This is a genomic window from Variovorax sp. CCNWLW225 (genome assembly GCF_037204045.1).
In the GTDB taxonomy this organism is placed as follows: domain Bacteria; phylum Pseudomonadota; class Gammaproteobacteria; order Burkholderiales; family Burkholderiaceae_C; genus Variovorax.
This window is the reverse complement of the sequence record NZ_JBBCBV010000001.1, coordinates 465231-489769: the sequence shown is the minus strand read 5'-3', so window position 1 is coordinate 489769 and position 24539 is coordinate 465231. Positions and strand designations below refer to the sequence as shown.

Below are 24539 nucleotides of genomic sequence, written 5' to 3'. Positions count from 1 at the left end.
CCGAGGTTTGGCAGAACAGCGTTCCGACAAACGCCAGCCGACGAACTCGACGCGACTGCTGCTTCACGCGTGGCGGCATTCGAACTGAATGATGAACCCGCAGTTGTCGAGGATGCGCTCAGCTGGGAGCTAGGTTTTGACTTATGGGGCTTGGGGCACTACTGACCTCCAGCCATTTTGTGCAGTGACCAATCGATTGGAGAAACATGACCACCGTTACCAAGTCCGAAAAGCCAGTTCTCGATCTGGCTTCCTTCAAAATACTGCGCACGTCCAAAAAGCCCTTTGTGGCGGCAATCCCGGGGTCGAAGTCCTATACGAACCGCGCGCTCATCTTGGCGTCACAACGGATCGGACGAACCGAGCTCGTGGGCGCACTTCACTGTGAAGACACGGATCTGTTGGCAGCTTGCCTCAACTCCTTTGGTGGTCTCTCCGCCGTCAAGACGAGCGATGGGTTTGTTGTTGAACGAACAAGTGAAGCACTTCAAGCTCCGGCCGAACCCGTGTATGTTGGAGGCGGCGGGACCCCCGCCAGATTGTTGATCGCCTTCGCGGTATCTGCAGAGGGCGACACGATCATTGACGGCAACGCACGTCTTCGCGAGAGGCCGATGGGGGACTTGCTCACCGCACTGACCGGGATGGGGGTTCGCTATACCTGCCTGGGGCAATCTGGCTGCCTGCCGGTGAAGATCAGCGGAGGCCGGATTGGCACCACCGAGTGGAGCGTGAGCGGAGCTAAGTCATCCCAGTTCTTGACCTCCCTGCTTCTGGCCGCTGCGCAACAGGATCGACCCATAACGATAGAGGTCGAAGGTGATTTGGTTTCCAAATCGTACGTTGAGATGACTCTCCACATGATGCGGCAAGTCGGCCTTCAGGTGGAAACTTCCGATCTGAAGAAGTTCGTCGTTCAGCCCGGCGTACCGGTCAGCGACAGAATCAATGTCGAAGTCGACGCGAGCGCGATGTCGTACTTCCTGGGTGCAGCTGCACTCACTGGGACGACAGTTCTCATCCCTGGTATTGCTCAAACATCGAAACAGGGCGACGCAGGGCTGGCTACGCTACTGGAAGAGATGGGCTGCACGGTTTTGTGGCGCCCCGAAGGTCTGCAACTTACCGGCCGACCGCTCACGGGACTTGTGGCAGATATGGACACCATGCCCGATACCGTGTTGACACTGGCCGTTGTGGCATCTCAAGCGACAAGCGAAACTCGTGTCACCGGCATCGCCAATTTGAAGATCAAGGAGTGTGATCGTATCCACGCTATTGCCGCGGAGCTGAATCGTTTGGGAGTGCTGGCAGTGGGGGGGGATGACTTTGTCGAGGTGACTCCATCACGTCAGATCGCTTCGGCGACGGTGAGCACCTACAACGATCACCGCGTCGCAATGGCGTTCAGCCTTCTCGGGTTGATTCATGATGGCGTGAGGATCGAGAATCCCGCGTGCGTAGAAAAGTCCTTTCCGAGTTTCTGGAGGGAGCTTTCGCGATTCGTTAATCATCACAATGCCGCCGTGATGTCTGTCGAGACGAGCGAGGTGCCGGCGTGAAACGCGCTGCCCTGGTGATCGTAGATGGCGCGGGCATTCGAACCGAGACAAGCGGGAACGCAGTCACGTCGTCCACGATGCCGTTCTTATTCAATTTGCTCGGACGACTCGGGCATGCGGTGCTTGAAGCATCGGGCCCACCGGTGGGCTTGGAGCACGGAATGGTTGGCAACTCGGAAGTGGGCCACACCATCATCGGCGCCGGGTTCGTGCCTCCGAGCTCCTTGCAGCGCATCAACGATGGCTACGTCAGTGGGGGTTGGGCAGAGCACCCGAACTGGAAGACTCTGGGGCAAAACCCGCGGATTCACCTGGTCGGCCTGCTGTCAGAAGCAGGAGTGCACGCCCACTGGCGCACGATCAAGCAGGCGTGGGAACTGGCAACACGGCAGTGTCCCCGAACCGAGGTGGTTGTCCACCTGATCCTTGATGGCGTTGATTCGCCTGCCGGAACTGCCGTCGATTTCCTTCGTCATTTCGATGAGGAGGGCATCGATCGGGTTGGCCTGATCATGGGGCGGAGGTGGTTCTGTGACCGCAGCGGCGACGCGGGCATTACCAGCGTCTTCGTGGAGGCGTTGATGGGAAAAGGAGGCATCCCCGCTTTTACCTTCGACGCGCTGCGCTCACATATCGCCGGTGCGTCGGAGAGTACCTTCCCAGCGCATCATCGAGGCGCCGCATTCGTCTGCGCGGGAGAACCGGTCCTTCTGCTGTCTCACCGGGCCGATCGCGCTCGGCAAAGTGCGGTCGCTCTTGCCGAGTTTTGCCCTGTTTACCCTGTTGTGGAAATCGGGAGCGGGGCAACTGATGCCCATGCTTTTTTCCCAAATGCGCCCTTGCGCGTCGGGCTTGGATTTGAGCTTGCAAGCCACGGCGTCCGCAACACGCGAATTGCAGAGAGCAGCAAATTTCCCCATGTGACGCGTTTCTTCAACGGACTGCATGCGATGCGCGAGGATGAACGCAGCATTTGCGTCCCGGCTATTCCGGATGCCGAGCTTGCCGAGAACCCGCAAATGTCCCTCGATCAGGTTCTCACTGCGGCTCGGAACGTGATCCTCTCCGAGCATGCGCCTCACGCACTCATCATCAATATCGCGAATCTAGATCAGGTGGGCCATCTCGGCCTCATGGAACCTGCATGCATGGCGGCCCGACACGTCGACAGGGCGATCACGGAACTCTATGGCTTGTGCCAATCCCATGGTTGGGAACTCATGATCACAGCTGACCACGGGAACGCGGACACGATGATCGGATCGGCCGGTGAGCCATTCAACTCGCATTCCGATTCGCCCGTTCCACTGATCATCGTTCCCAGCGATGGCTCTAGCCCTGCCTGGCTATCCACGGAGGGAACGCTCGCAGCTGTGGCACCGACGTTCCTGACGCTTCTCGGTCTGAATTCGCCAGACTCGATGCATCCATCGTTGATAGCGCGCAATGGTGAAAGTGTTGCTCCTGCGCATGAGATGCCGTCGTGCGCTTGCGCCGTGGCAGCAGCGTAAAAAATCCAAACTCCCGAAGTCGATAAGGGTCTGAAATGGCTACTGAAAAAATCTGGATGGCGGAGTCGACCCTCCGCGAATCTGCCGGCGCCGCGCTCAAGAGAGAAGGTTTCACCGACGCGGAGATCGAATCAACGCTCAATAGCTGGCTGTATGCGGAGTACTCTGGCAAAGCGAGCCACGGATTCGAGCGGCTCCCCTGGTTGCTCGAAATGATTCGCAGCGGGAAGATTGTTCCAGGCAGGGACACATCCATAGCGAAGAATGGTTTCCACATCCATATCAGTGGAGATTGCGCATTGGGATACAGCGCAGCAGATCTGGCAGTAAGCGAGGCTATTCACTCAGCTGCAAAGAGTGGCGTGAGCTTTGTCACTGTGTCGGGTTGCTATCCAACGGGATGCATGGGCCAATACACGGAAGCGCTTGCCGAATCCGGACTGATCGGAATCGCGGTCTCCCACAGCCCCTCTCGGGTGGCCCCATATGGTGCTACGTCGCCCGTTTTCGGCACCACGGGGCACAGCTTTGGATTCCCAAGCGCGGGGGAAATGCCCTACGTCTACGACTCTTCCGTCGGCTCCGTAACCAATGGCGACATCATGAAGGCTTTCCGGGAAGGCGCGCCGGTGCCCGCTCGGCTGTTCAACGGGGCAGACGGCGCCGAGGCGGGCTCCTTCGAAAAAATCATAGCCGCCAACGGAACGTTCAACGGGGTTATCGGCGTTGCTGGAGAGCGCCACGCTCATCGCTTTTCCGGCTTGGCGGGCAGCTTGGAGCTACTGCTTCGTCTGGCCTTGCTACCTGTCGGAGGCAGCAGCCGAGCGGACAACTACTCCATCTTCATCGCCATCGACCCAGGCTGGTTTGGGGATGCGTCCGCGTATCGCGATCTGGTGCATTCGCTGCAAGAAGCCGTAAGGGATGCGAGGCCCGAACATGATGGGGAGCGGGTGCGTTTCGCTGGTGAGCAAAGTTGGCAGAGGCGCTCACATAACCGGTCAGCGGGAGGTATTCAGATCGATGCCTCTTTGCACAGTCAGTTGCTGCAGGAGCGCCAAGACGAGATGGAGATCTAATTTTCTCAAAAGAACTACATATCTAGTTTTTTAGATGTAAACTGGTCTACCACCTTCCGACCAAGGAAGCCCTCGAACGCTGACGTTCGACTATCTACATAGCGAGGACATCATGGAAACCAATGCTTCACACTCGAATCCGGCGGTCGGGAGTTGCTGCCCAAAACCGGTCCTGGCGGCCACTCCCTCGGTTTCAATCGGAACGCGAGTGACGACTGTCTGGGGTCGACTCGACAAACCATTGCTCGCGATTGCTGCGATCGTTGTCGGGATCGCACTGATTCAGCCGAACCAGCTCGCACCCTCGCTCGAATTCGCGGGCAATGCGCTGCTCAACATCGCCCCATGGCTGATCCTTTCGATCTGTCTGGCGGCCTATGTGAGTGCGAGCCGAGCCGATCGACTCATCGCGTTGGCGTTCACGGGAAGGCCGACGCGCATGGTTATCTTCGCCGCACTGATCGGTGCAGCCTCTCCCTTCTGTTCCTGCGGTGTTGTGCCTATCGTCGCCGGCTTGATTATCGCGGGCGTGCCGCTTGCGCCGATCATGGCGTTCTGGATGAGCTCCCCGCTGATGGACCCAACCATGTTTGTCATGACTGCGGCGAGCTTGGGGCTTGAATTTGCGGTGATCAAGACCGTGGCTGCGGTGGTAATCGGGCTTTTCGCAGGAGGGGTCACTCATTGGCTCGTGCGTGCAAAGTGGATCAATGAGGTGATGCGCAATGCAGTGGCCCCCAAGAAGTGCTGTGGCGCGAAGAAAGCGGTTGCGGCCAAGCCCGTATGGAAGTTCTGGACGTCGGCAGAATCTAAGGGCTTGTTCATCGATAGCGTGAAGACGAATGGATGGTTTTTTCTTCGGTGGATGGTGATTGCCTTCCTGCTTGAGAGCCTCATGACGGCCTATTTGCCGGCGGACAAGGTGACCGCATGGCTCGGCCAGGGCGGTGGCGCTATTCCTCTCGCGATCGCCATCGGCATCCCAAGCTACTTGAACGGCTACGCCGCGCTGCCTTTGGTGAGCGGTCTGATCGATCTGGGCATGAGCCAAGCTGTCGCGCTGGCGTTCTTGGTCGGGGGAGGTGTGACCAGCATTCCTGCGATGGTCGCGGTGTGGGCGCTGGTAAAGCCCCGCGGGTTTGCGCTGTACATGGCGTTGGCTGTCTCTGGCTCCTTCTTGGTTTCGTACGCATACGCTGCTTTCCTAGCGGTCCGCTGAGCGCTGCGGTTTTTGTGTCAGAAGAACCTTAAAAGACGGAGGTGAACCATGCATGGAGAGTACCTGTTGAGCGTCAGCCTTGCCGACGAACGTCCTCCCGAAAAGTCCTGGGGTTTGCTGCTTCCTACCCCTCCTTCTACCGGAGACCAGCGGCACCGCAGCGTCAAGGTCAGTGAGGACTGGCAGACGCAGCAACTCGTCGCGCGCGGAGGGATCCAGGGAGCCGTGCTGGCGACGTCGCCGTCGGGAAACTATTCGGCCCCAATCGAATTCGAGATCGAGTTGAGGCAGGGATCGATGATCAAAGAGCATTTCTTCGAACGAAGCGGCAGGAGCACGGATCCGCAAGCGGACGCGCGCCAAGTCTTCGCTGATCTTGACCTCCCGAACAACGCCACAGACGCAGAGAAGCTGCGAAAAATTGTGGATTGCATCAGCCAGAAGTACGACTACGGCCATGACTTTCGGACCGATCTCCCGCTGACTTGCGATCGTCTCAGAGGGAATTGCTTGGACATCAATGCAGCGCTGATCAGGCTGCTCCGCGTCGCTGGTATTCCGCACGCCTACTACATCGGATTTTTCTTCGAGAAGAACAAGAGCATTGGCGGTAGGCATTGTTGGGTCAGCACACTCATAGACGGACGCCAGGAGGATTGGGACATTGCCCACCACCTGCGCCAGGATGCAATTCAGGTTTCGTCGTCCCTCAACCCATTGCCCGGAATCCGATTCGCAATGAGCACAGGTTGGGATCTGATCTTTGATCTTCCTTTTGGAACCTTCGAAGTTCCACACCTCGCGACGCCACGATGGCTGTTAAGCGATGGAACGGCCATGGATTGTCCGGTCAAGGTCTCCTACGAGCGTCGAGGTTCGACAGAGGACTTGTCTAGCGAATTGAGCGAGGCCTCGACCTAGTAGATCGCAGTGACAAGAAAGATGAGGAGGCATGCGTCGTGAACGAAGTAGACATTGTCAAAGCTCTATCCGCACTCGCTCAACCCGTCCGGCTTGAGATGTTTCGAGCATTGACGGGGGCAGGCCGTGCAGGCATGACACCCGGCACGATGGCGCAAACGTTGCGGGTCTCACCAACTGCGCTCTCTTTTCATTTGAAAGAACTCGCGAACTCTGGTCTGGTGACGCAGGAAAGAGCTAGCCGCAACATCATTTATAGATCGGCACCAGAGGAGATGAATTCGATCCTGACGTTTCTGAGCAAGCACTGCTGCAGAGAAATAGAAGAAGGTGCCTATCCAGATAAGGATAGAGCGGGTATGCAGTAAGAGGGGGATGCCCATTCCGTCGTTCAAGCTAGAGTTCGAGCCCGCAGTTCGCTGCGCGCGTAGCTCAACGTCCGACAGGGCTCAGGTGCGTTCGAGGAACTCCATCATTTCTGGAACCCGAAGCTACAGACAGCGTACGAGAGCGATTTGACGATTCCACCTTAGATTGGGGTCAAATGTCAGCCCTCACAGCGCGTTGAAGAACTTCCAAGCAAATCATGGCAACTGCTCAAACGGTCAAAGTCTCTTCTCCCATCGGCTTCTTCGAGCGCTACCTCACGATCTGGGTCGCGCTGTGCATCGTGGTGGGCATTGCGCTGGGCCAGTGGCTGCCGGGCGTGTTCCGCGGCATCGCCTCGCTGGAGGTGGCCAAGGTCAACGTGCCGGTGGGCGTGCTGATCTGGGTGATGATCATCCCGATGCTGCTGAAGATCGACTTCGCGGCACTCGGGCAGGTCAAGGCGCATTGGCGCGGCATCGGCGTCACGCTCTTCATCAACTGGGCGGTGAAGCCCTTCTCGATGGCGCTGCTGGGCTGGATTTTCATTCGCCACGTGTTCGCGCCGCTGCTTCCGCCGACGCAGCTCGACAGCTACATCGCGGGCCTCATTCTGCTGGCCGCCGCGCCATGCACGGCGATGGTGTTCGTGTGGAGCCAGCTGTGCAAGGGCGACCCGTACTTCACGCTGTCGCAGGTGGCGCTCAACGACGCGATCATGGTGGTGGCCTTCGCGCCCGTGGTTGCGCTGCTGCTCGGGCTCTCTTCGATCACCGTGCCCTGGGACACGCTGCTGACTTCGGTCGGCCTGTACATCGTGGTGCCGGTGATCATTGCGCAGCTGCTGCGAAAGCATCTGCTCAAGAAAGGCACGGCGCACTTCCAGGCCGTGGCGGCACGGCTCGCGCCGTGGTCGATCTCGGCGCTGCTGCTCACGCTGGTGCTGCTGTTCGCCTTCCAGGGCGAGGCCATCATCCGGCAGCCGCTGGTGATTGCGCTGCTCGCGGTGCCCATCCTCATCCAGGTGTTCCTGAACTCGGGGCTGGCTTACCTGCTCAACCGCAAACTGGGCGTGGCGCATTGCGTGGCGGGCCCGTCGGCGCTGATCGGCGCCAGCAATTTCTTCGAACTTGCAGTGGCCACGGCCATCAGCCTGTTCGGTTTCCAGTCGGGCGCCGCGCTGGCCACCGTGGTGGGCGTGCTGATCGAAGTGCCGGTGATGCTGCTGGTGGTTGCCGTGGTCAACCGGTCGCAGGGCTGGTACGAAAGAGGTGCTAAACCTCGAGCAATCAATCCGCTCGCTCGTTCCGGCGTCAAGCTCGACCATCATTGATTGCTTGCCTTCACCCTACGCCTGCGGTTTCACGAAATCCTAGTCAGCCTGCTATTTAAAGCTCAAGCGATACAAAACAAAGCCACGTCGTGAAATGCGAAAGACCGCAGCGGGCCTGTTTGCAGATGCAGATTGACCGATCCTGCCGACCGGAAGCGATCATGTAGTCGTGGCGGTAGCCTCTCCGGAACGCGAAGGGCGAAGAGCGCCTGTGAGTGGGCCTCAGCTCACTCAAATGTTGAGCCGCACCGATCGTATATGGGTCACAATCGCCGCCCATGCGCGTCGCCATTCTTTCTCTTCATACATCGACTCATCAGATGCCGGCGCACGCCGCGCTTCAAACAGTCATGGAAATGGCTGAGAACGAAGCATTACCGGAGGCCGCCTGGGAGCTGCTCGTAGAGCTCATCTACAACATATACGAGCACGCCGGCACAAACACCGCCAACGACACGCCGTGGCGCGTCGAGATAGTGCCGGAAGCAGACGTGGTGGAGCTTCGAGTTTTTGATGGCGGTGTGGGGATCGCGGGGGAAGAGTTGCCGCGACTGTTCGTGGAGCGAGTATCCCCGCTGCATTTTCGTGGCAAGGGACTTCTTGCCCTAAAAAAGCACGCCATGACAGGCGCCGTGAAGGACGCCAAGGTGTCCTCTCGCGGCACCACCGTCCGGTTCCAGGGCAGCCACTCAACGGTGACTGGAATGCGGACCTCTGCGCCTGGCGTCGAAATAACTGCTTTGTGCCGTCGGAGCGGTTTCCAATGAGCCACCAGACCATTCGATTGAAGGACTGGACCAGGCTGCCGGCTGGTCGCAGCCGCGGAGACGGCCCCTACTCTGGCGAGGCATTCCGTGATGACGTGCTGGTCCCGGCACTGCGTAGGCACGACAGCGTCACGCTGGACTTGAATGACATCTACGGCTTGGCAGCATCGTGGACGGAAGAAGTGTTTGGCGGCTTAGTACGCGTCGGCGAGTTCACTCCAGAACAACTCCGCAAACGCTTGGACCTTTCGCTAAATTCAGCGCTTCGGATCAGCCAGATCGAGTCCTACATCGCGGATGCGGCCTGAGCATGGATCTCAACTTCCTCATCGGCGGCGCGTTCGGTGCGCTGCTCGGCGCAGCCATCGCGATCTGGCGGTCCCGGTACTCCGCAAAGTCGACGGACCTGACTAAACGGGTAGAGACGATAAACGCCATCATCGACGCGCTTTCCGACTCGGCCTCGCGGGCGCGCACGCGGCTCGGCGCCGAGAAGGACGGCCTACTCTCCAGCAAAAGCTACTGCGTTGCGCTTCAAGGGCGGCTCGAAGATGCTATCCAGCGCCTGCACACCGACTACGGCAAGTTTTCTGACCACAAGCTAAGCGGTGCGTTTATCGAGTTCGCAACAGCTTGCACCGGCGGCACCTTCGACGAATCCGAAGACGAGTCGGAGTCGACAATCCGCTTCATCTTGATTTCGGGCGGTCGTCTCAAGGACCGTATCTCAGAAGCCCGCATGAAGCACTACTAGTCGGCTCGCACTGCGGCTCGACCTGTGCAACTGCATGGAATCTAGGTCCGGTCGGGGCGGCTGTTGGAGACGGCCGCTCCTGGCGGCATGGAGCCGTTCGCATCACTCAAAGCAGCTCCCGCTAGAAGTCCTCGCTCGTAGAGTACAGCGCAACTGCCATCCGTGTTTAGCCGCTGTCGCTGCTCATGTCCAATTTCAAACCGCGGGCTCGCAACGCAGCTTGCAGCGATGCGCTTTCCTCCTGAGAAAATCCATCGAAGTAGATCTGCAGCATCTCCCCGCAGCTGAGAAACAGCTCTTTGCCTGGCACCGCCCAAAGTTGGACCCCGTGTCCAACCGCAGCTGAAACGAAAACGACAGCTTCTTCTGGTGAGATCAGAATGATTTCCTCGCCTTGATTGCTCCAGCCTGTGATCTCGGCGCTGACCGGGTGCTCGAACTCCCATCCCAATGAGCGCAGTACCTCGAGCAGCTGTGCGCAGCTCTCCGGCGGGAGACGGGCAATCTCTTTGGTCATGGGTTAGAAATCGTAGCGGTTACGGTACGGCTCACGAAAGTCGACCGCATCGTGAACGATTTCCAGCGGATTGACGAATGTTGACATTCCTGCCGGCCACGCCCGCTTAACGTCTCCTCAACAACAGGGGAGATCAAGATGGGTCAGATGGCTGTCATGGTGAGCGAGTCGGAGCCCGGCGATTTCCGCTTCTCGCTCTTGGGTGCGGTCGACGGTCCGACCGGGTTGTTGAGCTTTCGGCCGTTCGCGTCCGATCAGACGGCGCACTCCAGCGAAATGGAAGCCTGGATTGCCGGCGCGAGCGCGGTCGCCGACTACCTTGTGCGTCCGATCGCGCGTCCAAAGGAGCCGGCATAAGTTGATTGACCGTCCTTACACAGCACGAACTGCGAAATAGGCCTCGTCGGTGTCGCCCAGATCGCGAAAGCCCGCCGTCCTGGCCGCATCGAAGGCCTTGATCCAGCGCTTGGCCAGTGCGATCTCGTCTTTGGTGAGATCGCTTTCGCCTGACTCGCTCGCGTTCTGGAACGCGCGCAGCGCCGACACCACCTCATGGCCCAGTTGCCGGTCGAGCTCGCGCCGGAAGCGTTGTTCCGCCACCTTCACCGCATCGGCCGCCGAATGCGGATAGTCCGAGAGCCGCACGAGGTAAGCAACGCGCGGCTCCGGCTCCACCTCTTCGAACCGGAACGGCGTGTCGTCATCGCTGGCCTCCTGCGGTGCGACATCGACCGGTGCCGTGGATATCGGCTGCGGGAAGAAGAGTTCGGCTTGGTCCATGGTCATCTCCTTGAGCAAGTTCGCAAATGCGCTATGCAGTTGCACCGAGGCTGGAACCGCCGCGGCGCGATGGCCAGCGCTGCAGCGCCTTCGCAATCATCTCGTCGTGGCGCTGTGCCTCCAGGCGGGCCGCCTTCGCATCGGGCGGGGCAGGCCGCGGCACCGGGCGACAGAACCAGCGCTGCGGGTAGATGTCGGCCTTGATGTTCTTGAGCGCCCGCCCACGCGGATTGATCTCGGTGCCTTCGATGAAGAAACCGCCCCGCACCTCGAGCATGGACGCGCGGTTGAGCAGCGGGATCACGTAGCTCTCCTGGTCGTCGGCCAGCAGCATCGCGATCATCAGGCTGCGCCCCGGGCGCGGGTCGTGGATGCGCGGCACGTAGAGCAGCTCTCCGATGCGGCGCGTGTGCTTGACCGCCTCCTTGGTGGAAAGCGCCTGGCCCTCGAACCGGTATCTAAACACTTCGCAGTACACCTGTATGAATATACAGTAGTATGGCGGCATGGAAGACGACATTCCGACCGATCTGTGGATCTACTATTGCGCGCAGCAGCTCAAGCGCCATTGGCGGACGGTGGATCCTAAGCAGCTCGAGGAACTGGCCACCGATCTGGCGCGCGAGGCGCATCTGCGCGCGCTGTCGCCGAGGGCGGCGGCGCTCAAATGGCTCGAGCCGGTGATGATTCCAGGGGAGGTCAGATAGTGAGGGATCTCGGTGCTCGTGAGGTTGCGGAGCGCCTAACCACGCGATGACGCGGCGGCAGATTCAAAACTGCGCTGCAGTAGCTCCTCGGTTGATTGCATCTGCTGCAGCAGATCTGAGTCCATTCGCACTTACCGACGTTGCTTACAGGACAGTCACCGAGCCTACACAGGGCGACTTGGAGCCGTCAACCGTTCAGGCGCTCTTTCACCTCGGACTGGAGCGCTTTGAAGGTCTCTCCAAAGCGAGCAGCGTTATCTGGTACTTCATCAAGCATGAAGTAGGCTTTGAACCGTTTCTCGACGACAAGGGGAAGTCGTTGGATGAACTTGCGTCTCAAGGATCCAATGGATGTAGCGACACCTTGAGCAGCATGAATTTTTCTTTGACGCCGCGCTGTCTTCGCAATTCCGTCCCTCGTTGCGTGTTCGCCCAGATACGCGGACATCAGCTGCCTCCACCAGAATTCCGCGGTGACGATCGCCATTTGCCCCTTCTCCAAGCTCCGACTGCTCCAACTCCGAAAAGCTGCGCCAAGGTCGGTCGTCTCGACGAGCTGCCGGTAGAAGTCGCGGAAGTGGCCGAGGAGCTCAGCCGGGTGAACTTCGTGCGATGGGCCGATCAAGCCGAGGCAGGGTGCGCCGCGACCGGTGTCGATACCGCTCACGATCCCAGCACCGTGGCAGCACGACAGAACGACAAAAAGCTGGAACTGACAGGCTTGGTTGATCGGGCGCAGGAGGTTGCAAAGCTCCTGCCAACCGATTTCGCTGCCATTGGCGAACTCTAGGCCTTCATCAGAGCCATGACATTCGATGTGCAGCCATGGCAGGTGGCCCTGCTGGGAGTTCGTGAGCAGCTCTGCCAGCACGTCCCTGAAGCCTTGGGCGCTTTCGGTTGTGTAGTGGCCCATTGGCAGGGTGAAGTCGGCCCCCTCGATGATAGGTTTAAGGTAGTCGAAGAGGATCTGACCAGTCTTGACCTCGTGCGGCTCAAGGGACTCAATGATGTAGAGGCGGTTGAATCGAAGAAAGGTCATTGTTTCGCGGGCCTAATTAGCAGCGCTGTCACCCGACGGCACTTTGTTCACAATGAACGCCTCGTGGCGCACAGATGAACTCTACGACAGCTCAGCCCGCCTCGCCTGCCCCCTGAATACGATCTCCGCCCCAGAGCGTGCGACCTTCGCTTCGTTGCCCGAAGCGGTCAAGGCTAACGCTGAATTCGGAATCAGAAAGCTGGCAGCCAGCGTTTGAAATCAGCGGCCCCCATAGGCGGCCCGCTGAAATGAAGTGTTAGCGGCGTGGTTGAATTGCTCGCGGCGGAAACCAGTTGAGGACCAACATCACGCACGAGAACCACCGACGATCGCCGGCCTCAAGTCTTCGACGCCGAGGTCTTGTTCTCACGCCCCGCATCGATGAGCACGATGTCCTCACGGTCTTGAAGCTTCAGCTCGCGAAGGGCGTTCATCACCTTCTCCAACTCGGCCTCAGAGAAGTACAGGATGACCTTGATGGCCTTCGTGGTTTGGCTGGCCTTGGCGTATACCTCGACCTGCTTCTCAAGATTGCGTCGAAGGCTTGAATTGCTGGCCAGCTTGAACTCCACCAAGCTGGCGTTCTTCTTCCCCTTGGACACCTTGTAGTCGGCGGGGCCGCGGCCGTTATTGACTTCGGCATTCACGTCGTAAACAGTCGCATACCAAGTCAGCCGGTACATGACGTGGAGGTCGCTCTCGCGCTTCACCGGCTGCCCATCCACGTAGAACACACGGTATCCGTCGTTGTCCTCAATGACGTGTTTCAGGTACTTCACGCGCTGCAGCGCTTCCTCATACGAGTCGCCGCGCTCGTAGAACTCGGTACCCACCAGGTGCTTCAGCACCAGTTCGCGGATGTTGTCCACGAATTGCCTGTGCGTCTCCTGCACCTTTCGGCTGCTCACCACGTGGGCCTCGGAGGCGTGTTCTTCTTTCCACTTGATGTAGTGGTCGATCAGTTCGGTGAACTGCTCGATGGTCTTCAAGGCCGCCGCCTTGCGCTCGTCCTGCGTCGAGTGCTCGTTGATTTGCCGGAGGAAGTGGTCGTTGACTTGCGCACGCAGATGCTCGTCCGGCAACGATGTCCGCAGCTGAATAAACTGGCTAAGCATGTCGCCCTGATTAATCCAGGCCTCGTCGCGCGTCAGGATGTCGCAAGGGGTCAGGATGACGTAGTCGTCTTCATGCCAAGGCAGCACGAAAAGCCCTGACTGCCAGCGACGTGTCTCGTAGTTGAACCTGACGCGCTCCACGTTCACGCGCTTCAGCTGGGCGGGCTGCAGGTGCTGCATGGCGAAGTCTTCCGTGTACTTCAGCAAGTATCCCTTGATGAGATTCGTGGTGAAGTCGCTCAGGTGGTCTCGGCCAACGCCGCCGCTGAGCAGGCCCAGCTTCTCCAAGTGGGAGCTCTTCGTAAGCGTCTCTTCGCCGAAGTTTCGGAACACCCGCTTGAAGTTCCTGGCCAGCGCGTCCGCGAAATGCCGGCCAAGGCCGGTGCCGCTGTTCCCTTGGCGGCTGAACCCCAGCCAGTTTTGCTTGACCTCTCGAAAGAACAGCCACTGCGAGATTGCCCCTTCGGTCAGTTCGTCGGCCTGAGCGCGATCCCGCACGAAGACGAGGTACTTGATGATATCGGCATGCAGCTCCCGAAGCTCGGGGCGCTCACTGTCGAATAGCAGAAACGGGTCGACGAACAAGGGCAGGTCGTTGACCAGCGCAATGTTGAACGCGCCATGAGCCTCGAGCAGGTCTTGCGCGATGCCGAACACGTCGGAGAAGTAGATCATCCGGTCCTCCCTTTTAAGTTCTTGGGCATGCACCGAGGCTTTCGCTCATTCAGCACAGATGAATTGTCGCGCAGCCACAGAAGCTGTTCAGGTACTCGGACTCGTTTTACGATTGACGAGGACCCGGTAAGGCTGTGTACCGCCCACAGAGACATGCCTGGCGTCGACTTTGGTCCGCAGATTCCCGAGGGAACTAGACTTGCAAAGCAACGCCGAACGAACTTAATGACTCCAATCCAATCCGCTTGGGAAGCTCTGTCCAACAGCATGCGTCTGTATGCTGAGTCGAGCCTCAAGTTCAAGCAGCTTTTCGACGTCGACGCAGAAGAGGCCGTGGCGAATCATGACCGTGCCTTTGAGGCAAAGCTTGAGGCCTTTCATCGACTTTATGACCTGACGAAGGGTCTTTCCGGGTTTGAGTACTTCAAGCACGCGGATACGGCTCTGCTGGTGCACCTTCGAAACGCGATCCATCACCGAGACCACGCACTCTTCGTCAGCTGCAATTCCATGCTTCACGGGGAAGGGGGCATCGGCACAAAGGCTGGTGCGGCATATCTGCTAGCCAGCTACGAAGGGATGACGCCGCCGACCTCGAAGTTCTTCCTCCCATTGCACGACTTTTACAAGCGGCTCGGGCACAGCTCTGTGAAGCAGCCGGACGTGCTACGCGCGATGTGGGAAGCGGACATCTCTTTCGCCGCGATTTCCCAAGCCGGAATCAGTCAGCAGTTCCCCGACGGACAGGTCTACGTCGACGTGATGCCCATCTTCATTTCTGCGATTCAGCGGGCGACTTTGTGGCTGTCAAACTCAGGAGTTGAGGCCGTCGGCTTCGACGGCAAGACTTACGCCGAGCACTTCAAACGCATCGAACCCGTAGACCTCAGCAAGCTCAAATTGTCGACCCTGCGCATTCCTTTGATCTTCGCTTCGCCGTCAAGCGACAAGCTTCCTTGACTTGCAATAGCTGTGGCGCCGGAGTTCTATCGTCGGCCTTAGCGCCTCCGGCCGGGATGGCGCGCACGCCGAAATGGCTTAATATTGGCGCCAAGGCGTCTGAGCCGAACCTGTTCCCGGGTTAAAGCAGACATAGCACCTCGCGCCACCGAACGGACTTCAATCCGGGTCGATGCGTAATCGGGAAACGTCGACCACGCAGATTGGAGTGCCGTATGGCCGCTACACCCCTGTGCGAGGCACCTCTCGCCGCGCTCAAGAAGTCGCTCCGCGACGAGTTCCCCCACGTCAAGTCATCGCACCTGAGCGAAGCCTTGGCCCACAGTCTGGGCTTTCGCACCTATGCGGCCTTGCAGGCTGCGATGGTCGGGCCCGAGCAAGACCGCCCTTTCGCATTGCTGCAGACGCGGCGCTTCGTGGAGCGACTAAAGCAGCTCGGGTACGAGGACGACCCCGAGTTCGATTTCGAGATGACCATCATCACGCCGGTGCCAGGCGTGGTCTCAACCATGCCCGACTCGGCCTTCGAGATTGAGTACAAGACTTCCCGCCGGAAGGCTTGGCGCAACCTTATGGTGTGCGCTGTGAACGCTGGCCTGGAGCGGAAGCTGTTTACCCTGCGGCCCGGCGACAACCGCTTCCCAGATGACATGCGCCGTGGCGAGGTGTTCGACTTCGTGCTGCCCAACGGCATGGCCGCGCGTGGGTCCGTCTCGGACGCGGGCTTCAACGAGCTATCCGTGCACGCGGCAGTGAATCCCAAGGGCGATACGGTCCGCGCCTATAACGCCGGATTCCACGCTGGCGACGCATTCGGTACCACCTGGGTCGAGCGCGAGCGCGGCGCCTGGATGCAGTCGTCAGACAGCTCATTTAGCTGCCGGAAGGCGCTGCTAGAGGCGCTAGCTGCGCTGCAGGTGGAGCCGATGGGCTACGGGGACCGCGGGCGCGTCATCATGTAACGCATCGGGGGCGGTCCCGAGGTAATCGCCCTCTGCCAAGTTCAGCCAGGGCTGAGCGCAAAAGCCGCCCGAGGCCGGTTTAAGGATGCTGCTGCGCTGCAGCATACCCGCGACCAGTGTGGCCCCGCCTCTTCTTGGGACCTTCGCAAGGAGTAATCATGGCAAAGCCCCCATATCACCCTGCTGTCCCGCCGACTTGGTGCCAACGAAATCGTGTGCGCGCCACTTCATCCACCGCAGTTCAGACCTTACTCGATCAGAACCGGTCGCTGTCGGCGTGAGGAGGCGGCTCGAGGCAGACAGCCGCACTCACAGGGTTTCGCGTGTTGCCGGCCAGCTTCACGGTGATTCGCCAGGGATGGGAACGCAGAAGACGCAAAGCGCCGAAGCGGCGGATGTGCTGCGACGCTTTGTCGAAGAAATGACAGCTTCGAGTTTTGTAGCGGATGCGCTTCGGAGGCGTCGCATCGAAGGCGCATCGGTAACGCTTGCAGCGACTGCCGAGGGGCTATTGGAATCGCCGCTCTTTTGCGACCGGCTCGGCTTGTGTTTCTAAGCTGTCCTAGTCATGACTGAATGGGCGTAGCTGAATCTTTATGGGCGATGGATCGAACTCAATCTCTTCCATGCCAGCGAACCCGCTCAGGAGCGCAAGGAGAGATGGCTCACTCCGCAGATGATCGGTAAGCGCGCGGTGATCCCGTCTTGAGCTTGGCCCCAGTGTCTACGACGATGGTGTCCACCAAGGATTTAGGTGGACACCTATGGAAGACTCCAAGCGCGTGAGCCGGCGGCGCCACGCGGCCGATTTGAAGCGGCAAGTGTTGGCGGCGTGCGCAGAGCCCGGGGCGTCTGTGGCTCAAGTGGCGCTGGCCCATGGCCTCAACGCTAACCTCGTTCACAAGTGGCGCCGCATGGTCGACGCGAGAGGCACCGCCTCGAAGGCCAGCGACCCGCAAGCCGAGTTCATCTCGCTCACGTTGGCGCCAGGCCCCGCGGTCGTAGATGACATCCACCTTGAGCTTCGCCGAGGCGCGATCGCGGTGAACGTGACCTGGCCGTTGAGCGCGTCAGGCCAATGCGCCGCCTGGCTGCGCGAGATCCTCAGGTGATCCGGGTCGACGCGCTGTGGCTGGCCGTCGAGCCGTTGGACATGCGCGCAGGCACCGAAGCGGCACTGGCGCGCGTGGTTCGTGTCTTCGGCGCCGCGCGCCCGCACCACGCCTACCTGTTCGCTAACCGGCGTTCGAATCGCATGAAGGTCCTGGTGCACGACGGCATCGGCATCTGGCTGTCGGCACGACGCCTGCACCAGGGCAAGTTCGTCTGGCCCAAGGACAGCGGCACCACCCTCAGCCTGACCCCTCCCCAGTTTGACGCGCTGGTGCTCGGACTGCCGTGGCAGCGGATCGGCGAAGCTGGAGTGATCTGCGTGCTGTAGTGCAATTGCCGAATGTGCTGATGCGTGGACACGCACGCTGGGGCACCATCACCTTCCGTGATCGACACGGCCGACCTTGACCACCTGGACGCGCAGCAGCTGCGCGAGTTGGTCCTCTCCCTGAGGAGAGGGGCTGCAGCCGACAAGCTCGAGATCGCACGCCGCGACCACGAGATCGCGTTCAAGCAGGCCTCCATCGACAAGCTCACGCACGAGATGGCCGTGCTCAAGCGGTTGAAGTTCGCCGCCAAGTCCGAAGCCTTCAATGTCGAGCAGAAGAGCCTGCTGGAAGAGACCATCGACGCCGATTTGGCAGCGATGGAGCGTGAGCTGGAACAACTCGCGACCGTGCCGTCTGCGCAGCGTGAGAAGCAACAGCCCAAGCTGCCCGCGCACTTGCCGCGCCGGGAGATCCGCCACGAACCCGAGAGCACCACCTGTGCCTGCGGCTGCACCCTCCAGCGCATCGGTGAGGATGTGGCCGAGAAGCTCGACTACGTCCCGGCGTGTTCACTGTCGAGCGCCACATCCGGGGCAAGTGGGCCTGCGCCCAGTGCGAGACCATTCACCAGGTTCCCGTCGATCCTCACATCATCGACAAGGGCATCCCGACGGCTGGGCTGCTCTCGCAGGTGCTGGTGGGCAGCTGGTGGGCAAGTACCTGGACCACTTGCCGCTGTACAGGCAAGAAGCCATCTTCGGTCGCGCGGGCCTCGCCATATCGCGCTCGACACTGGCCAGCTGGGTCGGGCAGTGCGGCGTGCAGCTACAGCCTCTGGTCGATGCGCTCAAGCGCGAGATGCTCGAAGACCGCGTGCTGCATGCCGATGAGACGCCGGTGGCGATGCTCAAACCCGGCAACGGCAAGACACACCGGGCGTACCTCTGGAGCTACTGCACGACCAGCTACAGCGCGCTGCGCGCGGTGGTGTTCGACTTCGCCGACAGCCGCGGCGGCCAGCATGCGCGCGCCTTCCTCGGGCTGCCGGGCGAGCATGGCTGGCGCGGCACACTGGTGTGCGACGACTTCAGTGGCTACAAGGCATGCTTCGAGCTCGACGTCACCGAGGCGGGCTGCTTGGCGCACGCAAGGCGCAAGTTCCACGAACTCTGGGCCAATCACGGCAGCCCGGTCGGCGAGCAGGCGCTGAAGTTCTTCGGCGAGCTCTACGCCGTCGAACGCGAGGTCGCCGAGCTTGAGCCTGAGGATCGAAGGCGAATACGACAAGAGAGGTCGCGCAAGGTGGCCGATGCCCTGCAGCAATGGCTCGCCGGGCAACGGCAGAGGGTGCCGGATGGTTCGGCCACGGCCAGGGCAATCGACTACAGCCTCAAACGCTGGCAGGCGCTCACGCGCTACATCGACGACGGCGATCTGCCGGCGGACAACAACTGGGTGGAGAACCAGATCCGCCCGATCGCCATCGGACGATCGAATTGGCTGTTCGCGGGATCGCTACGGGCAGGCCAGCGCGCCGCGGCCATCATGAGCTTGATCCAGTCGGCGCGCATGAACGGGCACGACCCGTATGGCTACCTGCGCGATGTGATGGCACGCCTGCCCATGCAGCGCACCAGCCAGATTGGCGAGCTGCTGCCGCATCGCTGGCAGCCAGCCTGACAGCACTCTCAGGAACACGACCGCAACCCGCGGTCAAGATGGGTCGCCGCGCGCTTACGCCTGTCCGGATTCCAAGATCTTCTTTAGACGACGCATTGCCGCATCGGCGCGCTTCTGCATCAACTGTCGAGCGAGGGGCAAAACCGTCCAGCGCGCCATGGGCGCGCTGTTTCTGCTTAGCATGCGCCATTGCACCTTGCACGCATTCAACCCGGCATCCTGGAACTGAATCTCCATGCGCGGCCTCAACAGCGCAAGGGCACCCTCCGTGACGATTCTCCAAGGCGGGTCGACTTCAATCACTCGAATGCCAACAGAGCGCCGGCCACGCAGCGGCATGAGAAATATCTCGTCGTACTGCTTTCCAACGGTGGCCGGTGCAACGTTGTCGCGTGACGTGACTTCCACTACCGCCGGGAACCATTGGGCGAAGTTTGTGAGATTCGTCACGTAGTCGAAGACCCTCACTCTAGGGAGTTCGATGACGACGCTTGTGCTGCCGAGCAAATACATAGGCATCTCCTTGAATTGAAGGTGATGCTAAAGTGTGAACCCCAGTTCACAGTCAAGAACTTTATGGAGATCGCGGAACTCGAAGCGCAAACTGGTCTTGGCCGTGACGCCATCCGGTACTACGAGCGGCGCGGCTTGCTGGGCAAAATCCCCCGCAGCGCGAACAACTATCGCGACTATCCTTCGTCGCTAATAAAAGAAATCAAGCTACTGCGCAGCATGCAGGCGCTCGGCTTTTCTTTAGACGAGATTCACGAGGTGCTGAAGGGATTGCGCTCGGGCGGGATCCATTGCATGGCGGGTGCCCGCCTGCTGGCTGAGAAGCGGCAAAGTGTCGAACAGCAGATTCACAGATTGCGGGAAGTCAGCAGTCTGTTGGCGCACGAGCAGTCGCGCTTGGAGGAACGGGCTCGCCGTCATGACCGGCGATAGCATCAAGCCTGGCCCATCGGGGCTAATGCCCGCTATTGGCCGATTCCTGAAGTCTAGCCTTGGAGCGGGTGAGCGGCTACCCATCAAGATGGGATCGCTAGCCGCTTACGATGATCGGACACCACATGGCCAGAAGAAGAGCGATCAAGGTCGTCGACGCCGTCGGCCGAAGGCCAGCGATGCGAGAGGGGTTTGTCGATTGTGAAGCTGATTCTCCTGAGCTTATGTGGCGAGTGAAATGACGAGCCGGGTAGAGCGACGCCTTGGATAAGCTCGTCAATCGAACTTCCATCCGCTCTAATCGAAGTCAATACCGCGAGGCTGTGCCACGGCGGCGCAGTGCGATGACTCATCTGAGTGGTGTGGTCATTGGCGCGCGATCTGCTCGTTCTCCGGATCGGGAAAGACACAGAAGAAATGTGAACTCATCCGAGCATCTGCGAAAACCTTAGGCGGCGAAATGGAGAGGAGGGTAGTGGCGTCTGCAAAGTCTCGCTAGAGCTGTCGCTTCTCGGAAGATTGAGTCTCGAGAATCTGACGCTTTCCTTTTGCGAGATGCTCTGCGTCGCTAGGGACCGACTCACTTGCTCGCATGGCCGTGCGAGCGCGCTCGTCTTCGATCATCTTGAATCGTTTTCGCAGTTGCTCCCTGAACTCCTGAGTTTGGGTTAGTCGCAAGACAGATCGGGAAGACATTTACTTCTTCAGGTGGTGCTACTAGTTCCCTGGCCGAGCTGCGAGCTCGTCGATTGCTCTCACACAGCTGTGAGAGCGTCCAAGTCTGCGGATTGGGTGCCATGCCATCGCAGGCATTCTTTCCTAACTTGGTGAGGCGTGTACCCGCACAGAGGATCAACGTAGGTTCCGAAGTCCGTTTCGAAGAGCCAAGCAGGACACTGCTCCTTCCCCCTCACGCTACATTCCCATATTGCGAGACATCTTGCAAGCTGCGGGGCGCTCTGCTTTGTCATATGTGCCGGTAGGACCACATGAAGCTTTGTACTCTCCCATGTCGTCTCGCCCAAAATGAAAATCACGTCGATTGTCCTAGTCGCCACGTAACGGCTCCAGAGCTGGCTTCCGTCTACTTGGGAAGGCTGCGGTAGAACTTCGACGTACCAAAGTGGCACATCGAGGCACCGCTCGGCCCAGTGGAAGCGATGTACGTGCGGATTCTCATCGCAGAACGCAGCCGAGGAGATTTCGAAGTGCTGGTCAACGCGGAGCATGACGATCCTTGAATTTGGGCGTAGGCAACTCGCGCAGCAGGTGCGCCTGACCATGCGGGCATCGTGGCTCAAACGAGCAACATCCAGAGTTTATTCGATTTTCGCATATTCCAATTTCGAATTGAGCCTCAGGGTCACAAGGAAGTGGCCCATGCAAAAGACAATCTACAGCCGGGAAAACCGACTGGTTCTTGAACTCTTGAAGGAATTCAGGATGGCCAGGGGACTGACCCAGGCAGAGCTCGCCAAGCGCACAAAAATGCTCCAGAGCAATGTGTCAAAGGTCGAAACGGGACTTCGACGGATCGACTTTGTCGAGCTTCGGCATTGGCTCATCGCGTTGGACTTGGATATCAACACATTCGCGGAGGAGTTTGAGGCGCGGCTGCCGCTGCTGGCTTCTGTGCGAAAAGATTGAGGTGCACTGGATGCTGGACGCCGGGCGCGCGAGATCACCGGAGCTCCATGAGGGCTAAGGGCTGAAGTCGAGCAGTTTCATGGCCGAGCCCAGCCTTTGGGCGGAGGTCGCATAGGCAGCCCACGGGCTATTTCCTTTGTCAAGCCTCGTGTGGATGTTCTGGACCGTCCATTGGTCGCCGCTTTTGACCTTCTGTACTTCTGACCACTCGATAGGGACTGAAACGCCAAGTCCGGGCCTGGCTCTTGCTGACCAAGCGCAAATCGTGGTCGCTCCGAAGCCGTTGCGTAGGTAATCGATGAAAATCTTTCCCAGCCGGTTCTTTGGGCCGCTCTTGGCGACAAAGATCTTTGGCAGCGTGCGCGCCAAATGTCGGACTATTGCTTCCGAGAAGTCCTTCACAGTGTCCCAGCCATATTGCCTTTTCAGTGGGACAACCACATGGAGCCCCTTACCGCCACTGGTTTTTACAAATGAGGTGAGCCCGAGCTCGTTCAGGAACACTCTCACCAGCTCGGTAGCTTGCAGCATCATCGGCCACTCGACGCCCTCTCCAGGATCGAGGTCAAAGGTCATCCTATCCGGCTTGCCTATCGAGGTCTTGACGGCGTTCCAAGTGTGGAATTCGATCACGTTCATCTGCGCTGCGGAGATCAAGCCTTCCGAAGTCGCGACCTCTAATAGCTGATCATGTCCTGGCCAAAGCGCCGGATCGAGCTCGCGGATACCAGACATGGTTCCTTTGTCCAGGTGCTTTTGGAAGAACAGCTCACCGGTGATGCCTTTAGGCGCACGCACAAGAGAGATTGGGCGCGCTTTCAAATGCACCACCATCAACGGCGCTATCAATCCATAGAAGCGCACAAGCTCGATCTTGGTGAGGCCGCTTGCGGGGTCGACTATCCGTTCTGGATTTGACACTCTAAACTTCGCGGGCAGTGTGCGTGTGACGGCCTGTTCCAAATCTTCGTCAGCTCGATGAACCGGCTTTTCATGGACGATTGCCTTCGCTGGTTTGTCTGCTCGAAGGCCCTTGAATGATGGATGCCGGATGTGACCGCCAGAGGTCCATTCGGAGAAAGCGACCTCCGCGACAAGGAGCGGCTTCACCCAGTGAGCGTGTCGATCATCATCGGTTTTGTCCTTGAAGGGACGCACGCCGGTTTCGATCTTCTGCATTTTTTGCAGCAGGTCGCCAAGTTTCTTTTGATCGAAGCCCGTGCCAACTTTCCCCGCATAGACGAGCTCGCCCTTATCGTTGTTCACTCCTACAAGGAGCCCGCCGAATCCCGTGCGGGAGCCCTTCGGATCCGTGTAGCCGCCGATGACAAATTCCTGCCGAAGGTTGCACTTGAGCTTGATCCAGTCTGCCGATCGGCGCCCGCTATAGATGCTCTCCTTGCGCTTGCCCATGATGCCTTCGAGACCCAACTTGCAAGCCGAAGCAACGATGTCGCTTGGGGGCGCGTCAAAGGTCTCGCTGAAACGGATCTCGCTTGGGCAGTCGGCGAGCAATTGTTCCAAGTACGCACGCCGGTCGGTGAGTGCCACGTTAGTGAGGTCGTAGCCATCGTAGTAGGGCAAATCGAACAGGAAATAGAGGATGCCTCCCGTTTTCGAGTTGTCGAACGCATTTTGCAGCGCTTGGAAGTTTGGTTTCCCGCTCTCGTCTAGTACGACGATTTCGCCATCGATCCAGCCGGGCTTGAGCTTCATCGCTTTGATAGCGCGCACCAGGTGCGGCACCCGTTCACTCCAATCGTGGCCATTGCGCGTCAGCAGTCGGACCTCGCCTCTGTCGATACGGGTGAGCATGCGATAGCCGTCTAGCTTCAATTCGTAAATCCAATCCTCGGGACGGTCTGGAGGCGCATCAACGAGCGTCGCTAGCACAGGCGCCAGTTTGGCCGGAAGTTCGGCTTTCACAGCGCCCGCGGGCACAGACTTCGCACTGCGGGGACCGGCGCGTCTTGGAGAAGCTGGCGCGGCTGTCGCCGTTGATCTCGCCTCTACTTCCGGCATCGGAAGGTTCGCGACGCTGTCGGGGAACTCGTCTGTCACGCTGAATTCGCCCGCCGGCCGCTCGTAGTCGTCACGCTCCTTTATAAGCAGCCAGGCGTCTTGCGTTTCCGCTTTACTCTTGATTCGAACGAGCGCCCATTTGCCACGCAGCTTATGACCGTGCAGTTCGAACTTGAGATTGCCTTCGCGATATCCTTTGTGCGGATCGCCGATCGGTACCCAGGTTCCCTTGTCCCAGATGACGACCTTGCCGGCGCCGTACTGCTTTGGCGGAATTTGTCCTTCGAAAGTGTTGTAGGCGATAGGGTGGTCTTCAACATGGATTGCCATTCGGCGATCGCGTTGGTCGTAGCTTGGGCCCTTTGGCACCGCCCAGCTCTTCATCGCACCTTCGAGTTCTATTCGAAAATCGTAGTGCAAGCGGGTTGCCCAATGCTTTTGGACTACGAATGGCCGGGCGTGTAGATTTTCCCGACCGCCTTCTTTCGGCTCTGGAGTGATGTCGAAGTTGCGCTTCGCCTTGTACTTCGCAAGCGGATTTGCCATGGCGTACGATCCGACAAGCTGCGATTCGACGCTGTCGTCCGAAGGCTATT

At 59.4% G+C, this 24539-nt stretch carries 25 protein-coding genes and 1 pseudogene; 19 read left to right on the top strand and 7 right to left on the bottom strand.

The features are described from left to right. The first annotated feature begins 206 nt into the window (after window positions 1–206). From aroA to V9L20_RS02435, 10 genes are all read left to right on the top strand, one after another. Entirely contained in the window at window positions 207–1562 is a 1356-nt protein-coding gene (gene aroA, locus V9L20_RS02480) for a 3-phosphoshikimate 1-carboxyvinyltransferase (protein ID WP_337295359.1), read from the top strand. After that, entirely contained in the window at window positions 1559–3073 is a 1515-nt protein-coding gene (locus V9L20_RS02475; protein WP_337295358.1) for a hypothetical protein, read from the top strand. Before aroA ends, V9L20_RS02475 begins: the two co-directional genes overlap by 4 nt. A gap of 35 nt (window positions 3074–3108) precedes the next feature. Beyond that, window positions 3109–4152 (top strand): Ldh family oxidoreductase, encoded by a 1044-nt coding sequence (locus V9L20_RS02470; RefSeq protein ID WP_337295357.1) that lies wholly within the window; start codon window positions 3109–3111, stop codon window positions 4150–4152. Between the two features lie 208 nt (window positions 4153–4360). Further along, a complete protein-coding gene (locus tag V9L20_RS02465; protein WP_337295356.1) occupies window positions 4361–5371 on the top strand; it encodes a permease in 1011 nt (336 codons plus the stop codon). A 66-nt stretch (window positions 5372–5437) separates the two neighbouring features. Continuing rightward, window positions 5438–6292 carry a transglutaminase-like domain-containing protein gene (locus tag V9L20_RS02460; protein WP_337295355.1) on the top strand — a complete coding sequence of 285 codons (855 nt, stop codon included), beginning with the start codon at window positions 5438–5440 and terminating at the stop codon, window positions 6290–6292. Window positions 6293–6330: 38 nt separating this feature from the next. Beyond that, the gene (locus V9L20_RS02455; protein ID WP_337295354.1) at window positions 6331–6660 is read left to right on the top strand and encodes an ArsR/SmtB family transcription factor; all 330 of its coding nucleotides are present in this window, start codon (window positions 6331–6333) and stop codon (window positions 6658–6660) included. Between the two features lie 218 nt (window positions 6661–6878). Beyond that, the gene (gene arsB / locus V9L20_RS02450) at window positions 6879–7991 is read left to right on the top strand and encodes an ACR3 family arsenite efflux transporter (protein ID WP_337295353.1); all 1113 of its coding nucleotides are present in this window, start codon (window positions 6879–6881) and stop codon (window positions 7989–7991) included. Between the two features lie 278 nt (window positions 7992–8269). After that, on the top strand, window positions 8270–8758 hold the full coding sequence (locus V9L20_RS02445; RefSeq protein WP_337295352.1) for an ATP-binding protein: 489 nt from the start codon (window positions 8270–8272) through the stop codon (window positions 8756–8758). Beyond that, window positions 8755–9066, top strand: coding sequence for an STAS-like domain-containing protein (locus V9L20_RS02440; RefSeq protein ID WP_337295351.1), 312 nt, complete (start codon window positions 8755–8757; stop codon window positions 9064–9066). The genes V9L20_RS02445 and V9L20_RS02440 overlap by 4 nt, the downstream gene beginning before the upstream one ends. Before the next feature lie 2 nt (window positions 9067–9068). Continuing rightward, window positions 9069–9512 (top strand): hypothetical protein, encoded by a 444-nt coding sequence (locus V9L20_RS02435; RefSeq protein ID WP_337295350.1) that lies wholly within the window; start codon window positions 9069–9071, stop codon window positions 9510–9512. A 166-nt stretch (window positions 9513–9678) separates the two neighbouring features. Here V9L20_RS02435 and V9L20_RS02430 read toward each other — a convergent pair whose 3' ends face one another. Continuing rightward, the gene (locus tag V9L20_RS02430; RefSeq protein ID WP_337295349.1) at window positions 9679–10029 is read right to left on the bottom strand and encodes a hypothetical protein; all 351 of its coding nucleotides are present in this window, start codon (window positions 10027–10029) and stop codon (window positions 9679–9681) included. A 138-nt stretch (window positions 10030–10167) separates the two neighbouring features. On the opposite strand from V9L20_RS02430, the gene V9L20_RS02425 reads away from it, so the two are divergent. Continuing rightward, window positions 10168–10386, top strand: coding sequence for a hypothetical protein (locus tag V9L20_RS02425; RefSeq protein WP_337295348.1), 219 nt, complete (start codon window positions 10168–10170; stop codon window positions 10384–10386). A 15-nt stretch (window positions 10387–10401) separates the two neighbouring features. Here V9L20_RS02425 and V9L20_RS02420 read toward each other — a convergent pair whose 3' ends face one another. Continuing rightward, complete coding sequence (locus tag V9L20_RS02420) at window positions 10402–10809, bottom strand: hypothetical protein (protein WP_337295347.1); 408 nt, start codon at window positions 10807–10809, stop codon at window positions 10402–10404. Between the two features lie 31 nt (window positions 10810–10840). Beyond that, on the bottom strand, window positions 10841–11317 hold the full coding sequence (locus tag V9L20_RS02415; RefSeq protein WP_337295346.1) for a hypothetical protein: 477 nt from the start codon (window positions 11315–11317) through the stop codon (window positions 10841–10843). Between V9L20_RS02415 and V9L20_RS02410 the strand changes: the two genes are divergently transcribed. Next, window positions 11316–11516, top strand: a complete 201-nt coding sequence (locus V9L20_RS02410; protein WP_337295345.1) for a hypothetical protein — start codon at window positions 11316–11318, stop codon at window positions 11514–11516. The genes V9L20_RS02415 and V9L20_RS02410 overlap by 2 nt on opposite strands. Before the next feature lie 187 nt (window positions 11517–11703). Here V9L20_RS02410 and V9L20_RS02405 read toward each other — a convergent pair whose 3' ends face one another. Beyond that, the gene (locus V9L20_RS02405; protein WP_337295344.1) at window positions 11704–12555 is read right to left on the bottom strand and encodes a hypothetical protein; all 852 of its coding nucleotides are present in this window, start codon (window positions 12553–12555) and stop codon (window positions 11704–11706) included. A 338-nt stretch (window positions 12556–12893) separates the two neighbouring features. Beyond that, complete coding sequence (locus tag V9L20_RS02400; protein ID WP_337295343.1) at window positions 12894–14345, bottom strand: hypothetical protein; 1452 nt, start codon at window positions 14343–14345, stop codon at window positions 12894–12896. Window positions 14346–14570: 225 nt separating this feature from the next. Here V9L20_RS02400 and V9L20_RS02395 point away from each other — a divergent pair, with 225 nt between their 5' ends. The 5 genes and pseudogenes from V9L20_RS02395 to tnpC all read left to right on the top strand — a co-directional run bounded on the left by V9L20_RS02395 (window position 14571) and on the right by tnpC (window position 19329). Continuing rightward, a complete protein-coding gene (locus V9L20_RS02395) occupies window positions 14571–15305 on the top strand; it encodes a hypothetical protein (protein WP_337295342.1) in 735 nt (244 codons plus the stop codon). 215 nt (window positions 15306–15520) lie between these two features. After that, window positions 15521–16267 (top strand): hypothetical protein, encoded by a 747-nt coding sequence (locus tag V9L20_RS02390; protein ID WP_337295341.1) that lies wholly within the window; start codon window positions 15521–15523, stop codon window positions 16265–16267. Between the two features lie 764 nt (window positions 16268–17031). Next, window positions 17032–17379, top strand: a complete 348-nt coding sequence (gene tnpA / locus V9L20_RS02385; RefSeq protein WP_337295340.1) for an IS66-like element accessory protein TnpA — start codon at window positions 17032–17034, stop codon at window positions 17377–17379. After that, complete coding sequence (gene tnpB, locus V9L20_RS02380) at window positions 17376–17708, top strand: IS66 family insertion sequence element accessory protein TnpB (RefSeq protein WP_337295339.1); 333 nt, start codon at window positions 17376–17378, stop codon at window positions 17706–17708. The genes tnpA and tnpB overlap by 4 nt, the downstream gene beginning before the upstream one ends. Window positions 17709–17765: 57 nt before the next feature. Continuing rightward, a pseudogene (gene tnpC / locus V9L20_RS02375) lies at window positions 17766–19329 on the top strand (IS66 family transposase). Between the two features lie 54 nt (window positions 19330–19383). Here the strand turns inward: tnpC and V9L20_RS02370 are convergent. Next, entirely contained in the window at window positions 19384–19842 is a 459-nt protein-coding gene (locus V9L20_RS02370; RefSeq protein WP_337295338.1) for an SRPBCC family protein, read from the bottom strand. Window positions 19843–19905: 63 nt separating this feature from the next. Here V9L20_RS02370 and V9L20_RS02365 point away from each other — a divergent pair, with 63 nt between their 5' ends. Further along, window positions 19906–20274 carry a MerR family transcriptional regulator gene (locus V9L20_RS02365; protein ID WP_337295337.1) on the top strand — a complete coding sequence of 123 codons (369 nt, stop codon included), beginning with the start codon at window positions 19906–19908 and terminating at the stop codon, window positions 20272–20274. A 1380-nt stretch (window positions 20275–21654) separates the two neighbouring features. Next, on the top strand, window positions 21655–21921 hold the full coding sequence (locus tag V9L20_RS02360; RefSeq protein WP_337295336.1) for a helix-turn-helix domain-containing protein: 267 nt from the start codon (window positions 21655–21657) through the stop codon (window positions 21919–21921). A 54-nt stretch (window positions 21922–21975) separates the two neighbouring features. Here V9L20_RS02360 and ligD read toward each other — a convergent pair whose 3' ends face one another. Continuing rightward, complete coding sequence (gene ligD / locus V9L20_RS02355; protein ID WP_337295335.1) at window positions 21976–24489, bottom strand: DNA ligase D; 2514 nt, start codon at window positions 24487–24489, stop codon at window positions 21976–21978. Window positions 24490–24539 lie beyond the last annotated feature (50 nt).

What these genes read in the sequence shown, in the direction of transcription:
- V9L20_RS02370 (WP_337295338.1), bottom strand. Translation starts at nt 19,842, where the DNA reads ATGTATTTGCTCGGCAGCACAAGCGTCGTCATCGAACTCCCTAGAGTG.
- V9L20_RS02430 (WP_337295349.1), bottom strand. Translation starts at nt 10,029, where the DNA reads ATGACCAAAGAGATTGCCCGTCTCCCGCCGGAGAGCTGCGCACAGCTG.
- V9L20_RS02365 (WP_337295337.1), top strand. Translation starts at nt 19,906, where the DNA reads ATGGAGATCGCGGAACTCGAAGCGCAAACTGGTCTTGGCCGTGACGCC.
- V9L20_RS02420 (WP_337295347.1), bottom strand. Translation starts at nt 10,809, where the DNA reads ATGGACCAAGCCGAACTCTTCTTCCCGCAGCCGATATCCACGGCACCG.
- V9L20_RS02400 (WP_337295343.1), bottom strand. Translation starts at nt 14,345, where the DNA reads ATGATCTACTTCTCCGACGTGTTCGGCATCGCGCAAGACCTGCTCGAG.
- V9L20_RS02415 (WP_337295346.1), bottom strand. Translation starts at nt 11,317, where the DNA reads ATGCCGCCATACTACTGTATATTCATACAGGTGTACTGCGAAGTGTTT.
- V9L20_RS02405 (WP_337295344.1), bottom strand. Translation starts at nt 12,555, where the DNA reads ATGACCTTTCTTCGATTCAACCGCCTCTACATCATTGAGTCCCTTGAG.
- arsB (WP_337295353.1), top strand. Translation starts at nt 6,879, where the DNA reads ATGGCAACTGCTCAAACGGTCAAAGTCTCTTCTCCCATCGGCTTCTTC.
- V9L20_RS02470 (WP_337295357.1), top strand. Translation starts at nt 3,109, where the DNA reads ATGGCTACTGAAAAAATCTGGATGGCGGAGTCGACCCTCCGCGAATCT.
- V9L20_RS02425 (WP_337295348.1), top strand. Translation starts at nt 10,168, where the DNA reads ATGGGTCAGATGGCTGTCATGGTGAGCGAGTCGGAGCCCGGCGATTTC.
- tnpA (WP_337295340.1), top strand. Translation starts at nt 17,032, where the DNA reads ATGGAAGACTCCAAGCGCGTGAGCCGGCGGCGCCACGCGGCCGATTTG.
- V9L20_RS02410 (WP_337295345.1), top strand. Translation starts at nt 11,316, where the DNA reads ATGGAAGACGACATTCCGACCGATCTGTGGATCTACTATTGCGCGCAG.
- ligD (WP_337295335.1), bottom strand. Translation starts at nt 24,489, where the DNA reads ATGGCAAATCCGCTTGCGAAGTACAAGGCGAAGCGCAACTTCGACATC.
- V9L20_RS02395 (WP_337295342.1), top strand. Translation starts at nt 14,571, where the DNA reads ATGACTCCAATCCAATCCGCTTGGGAAGCTCTGTCCAACAGCATGCGT.
- V9L20_RS02440 (WP_337295351.1), top strand. Translation starts at nt 8,755, where the DNA reads ATGAGCCACCAGACCATTCGATTGAAGGACTGGACCAGGCTGCCGGCT.
- V9L20_RS02435 (WP_337295350.1), top strand. Translation starts at nt 9,069, where the DNA reads ATGGATCTCAACTTCCTCATCGGCGGCGCGTTCGGTGCGCTGCTCGGC.
- V9L20_RS02390 (WP_337295341.1), top strand. Translation starts at nt 15,521, where the DNA reads ATGGCCGCTACACCCCTGTGCGAGGCACCTCTCGCCGCGCTCAAGAAG.
- V9L20_RS02445 (WP_337295352.1), top strand. Translation starts at nt 8,270, where the DNA reads ATGCGCGTCGCCATTCTTTCTCTTCATACATCGACTCATCAGATGCCG.
- V9L20_RS02360 (WP_337295336.1), top strand. Translation starts at nt 21,655, where the DNA reads ATGCAAAAGACAATCTACAGCCGGGAAAACCGACTGGTTCTTGAACTC.
- aroA (WP_337295359.1), top strand. Translation starts at nt 207, where the DNA reads ATGACCACCGTTACCAAGTCCGAAAAGCCAGTTCTCGATCTGGCTTCC.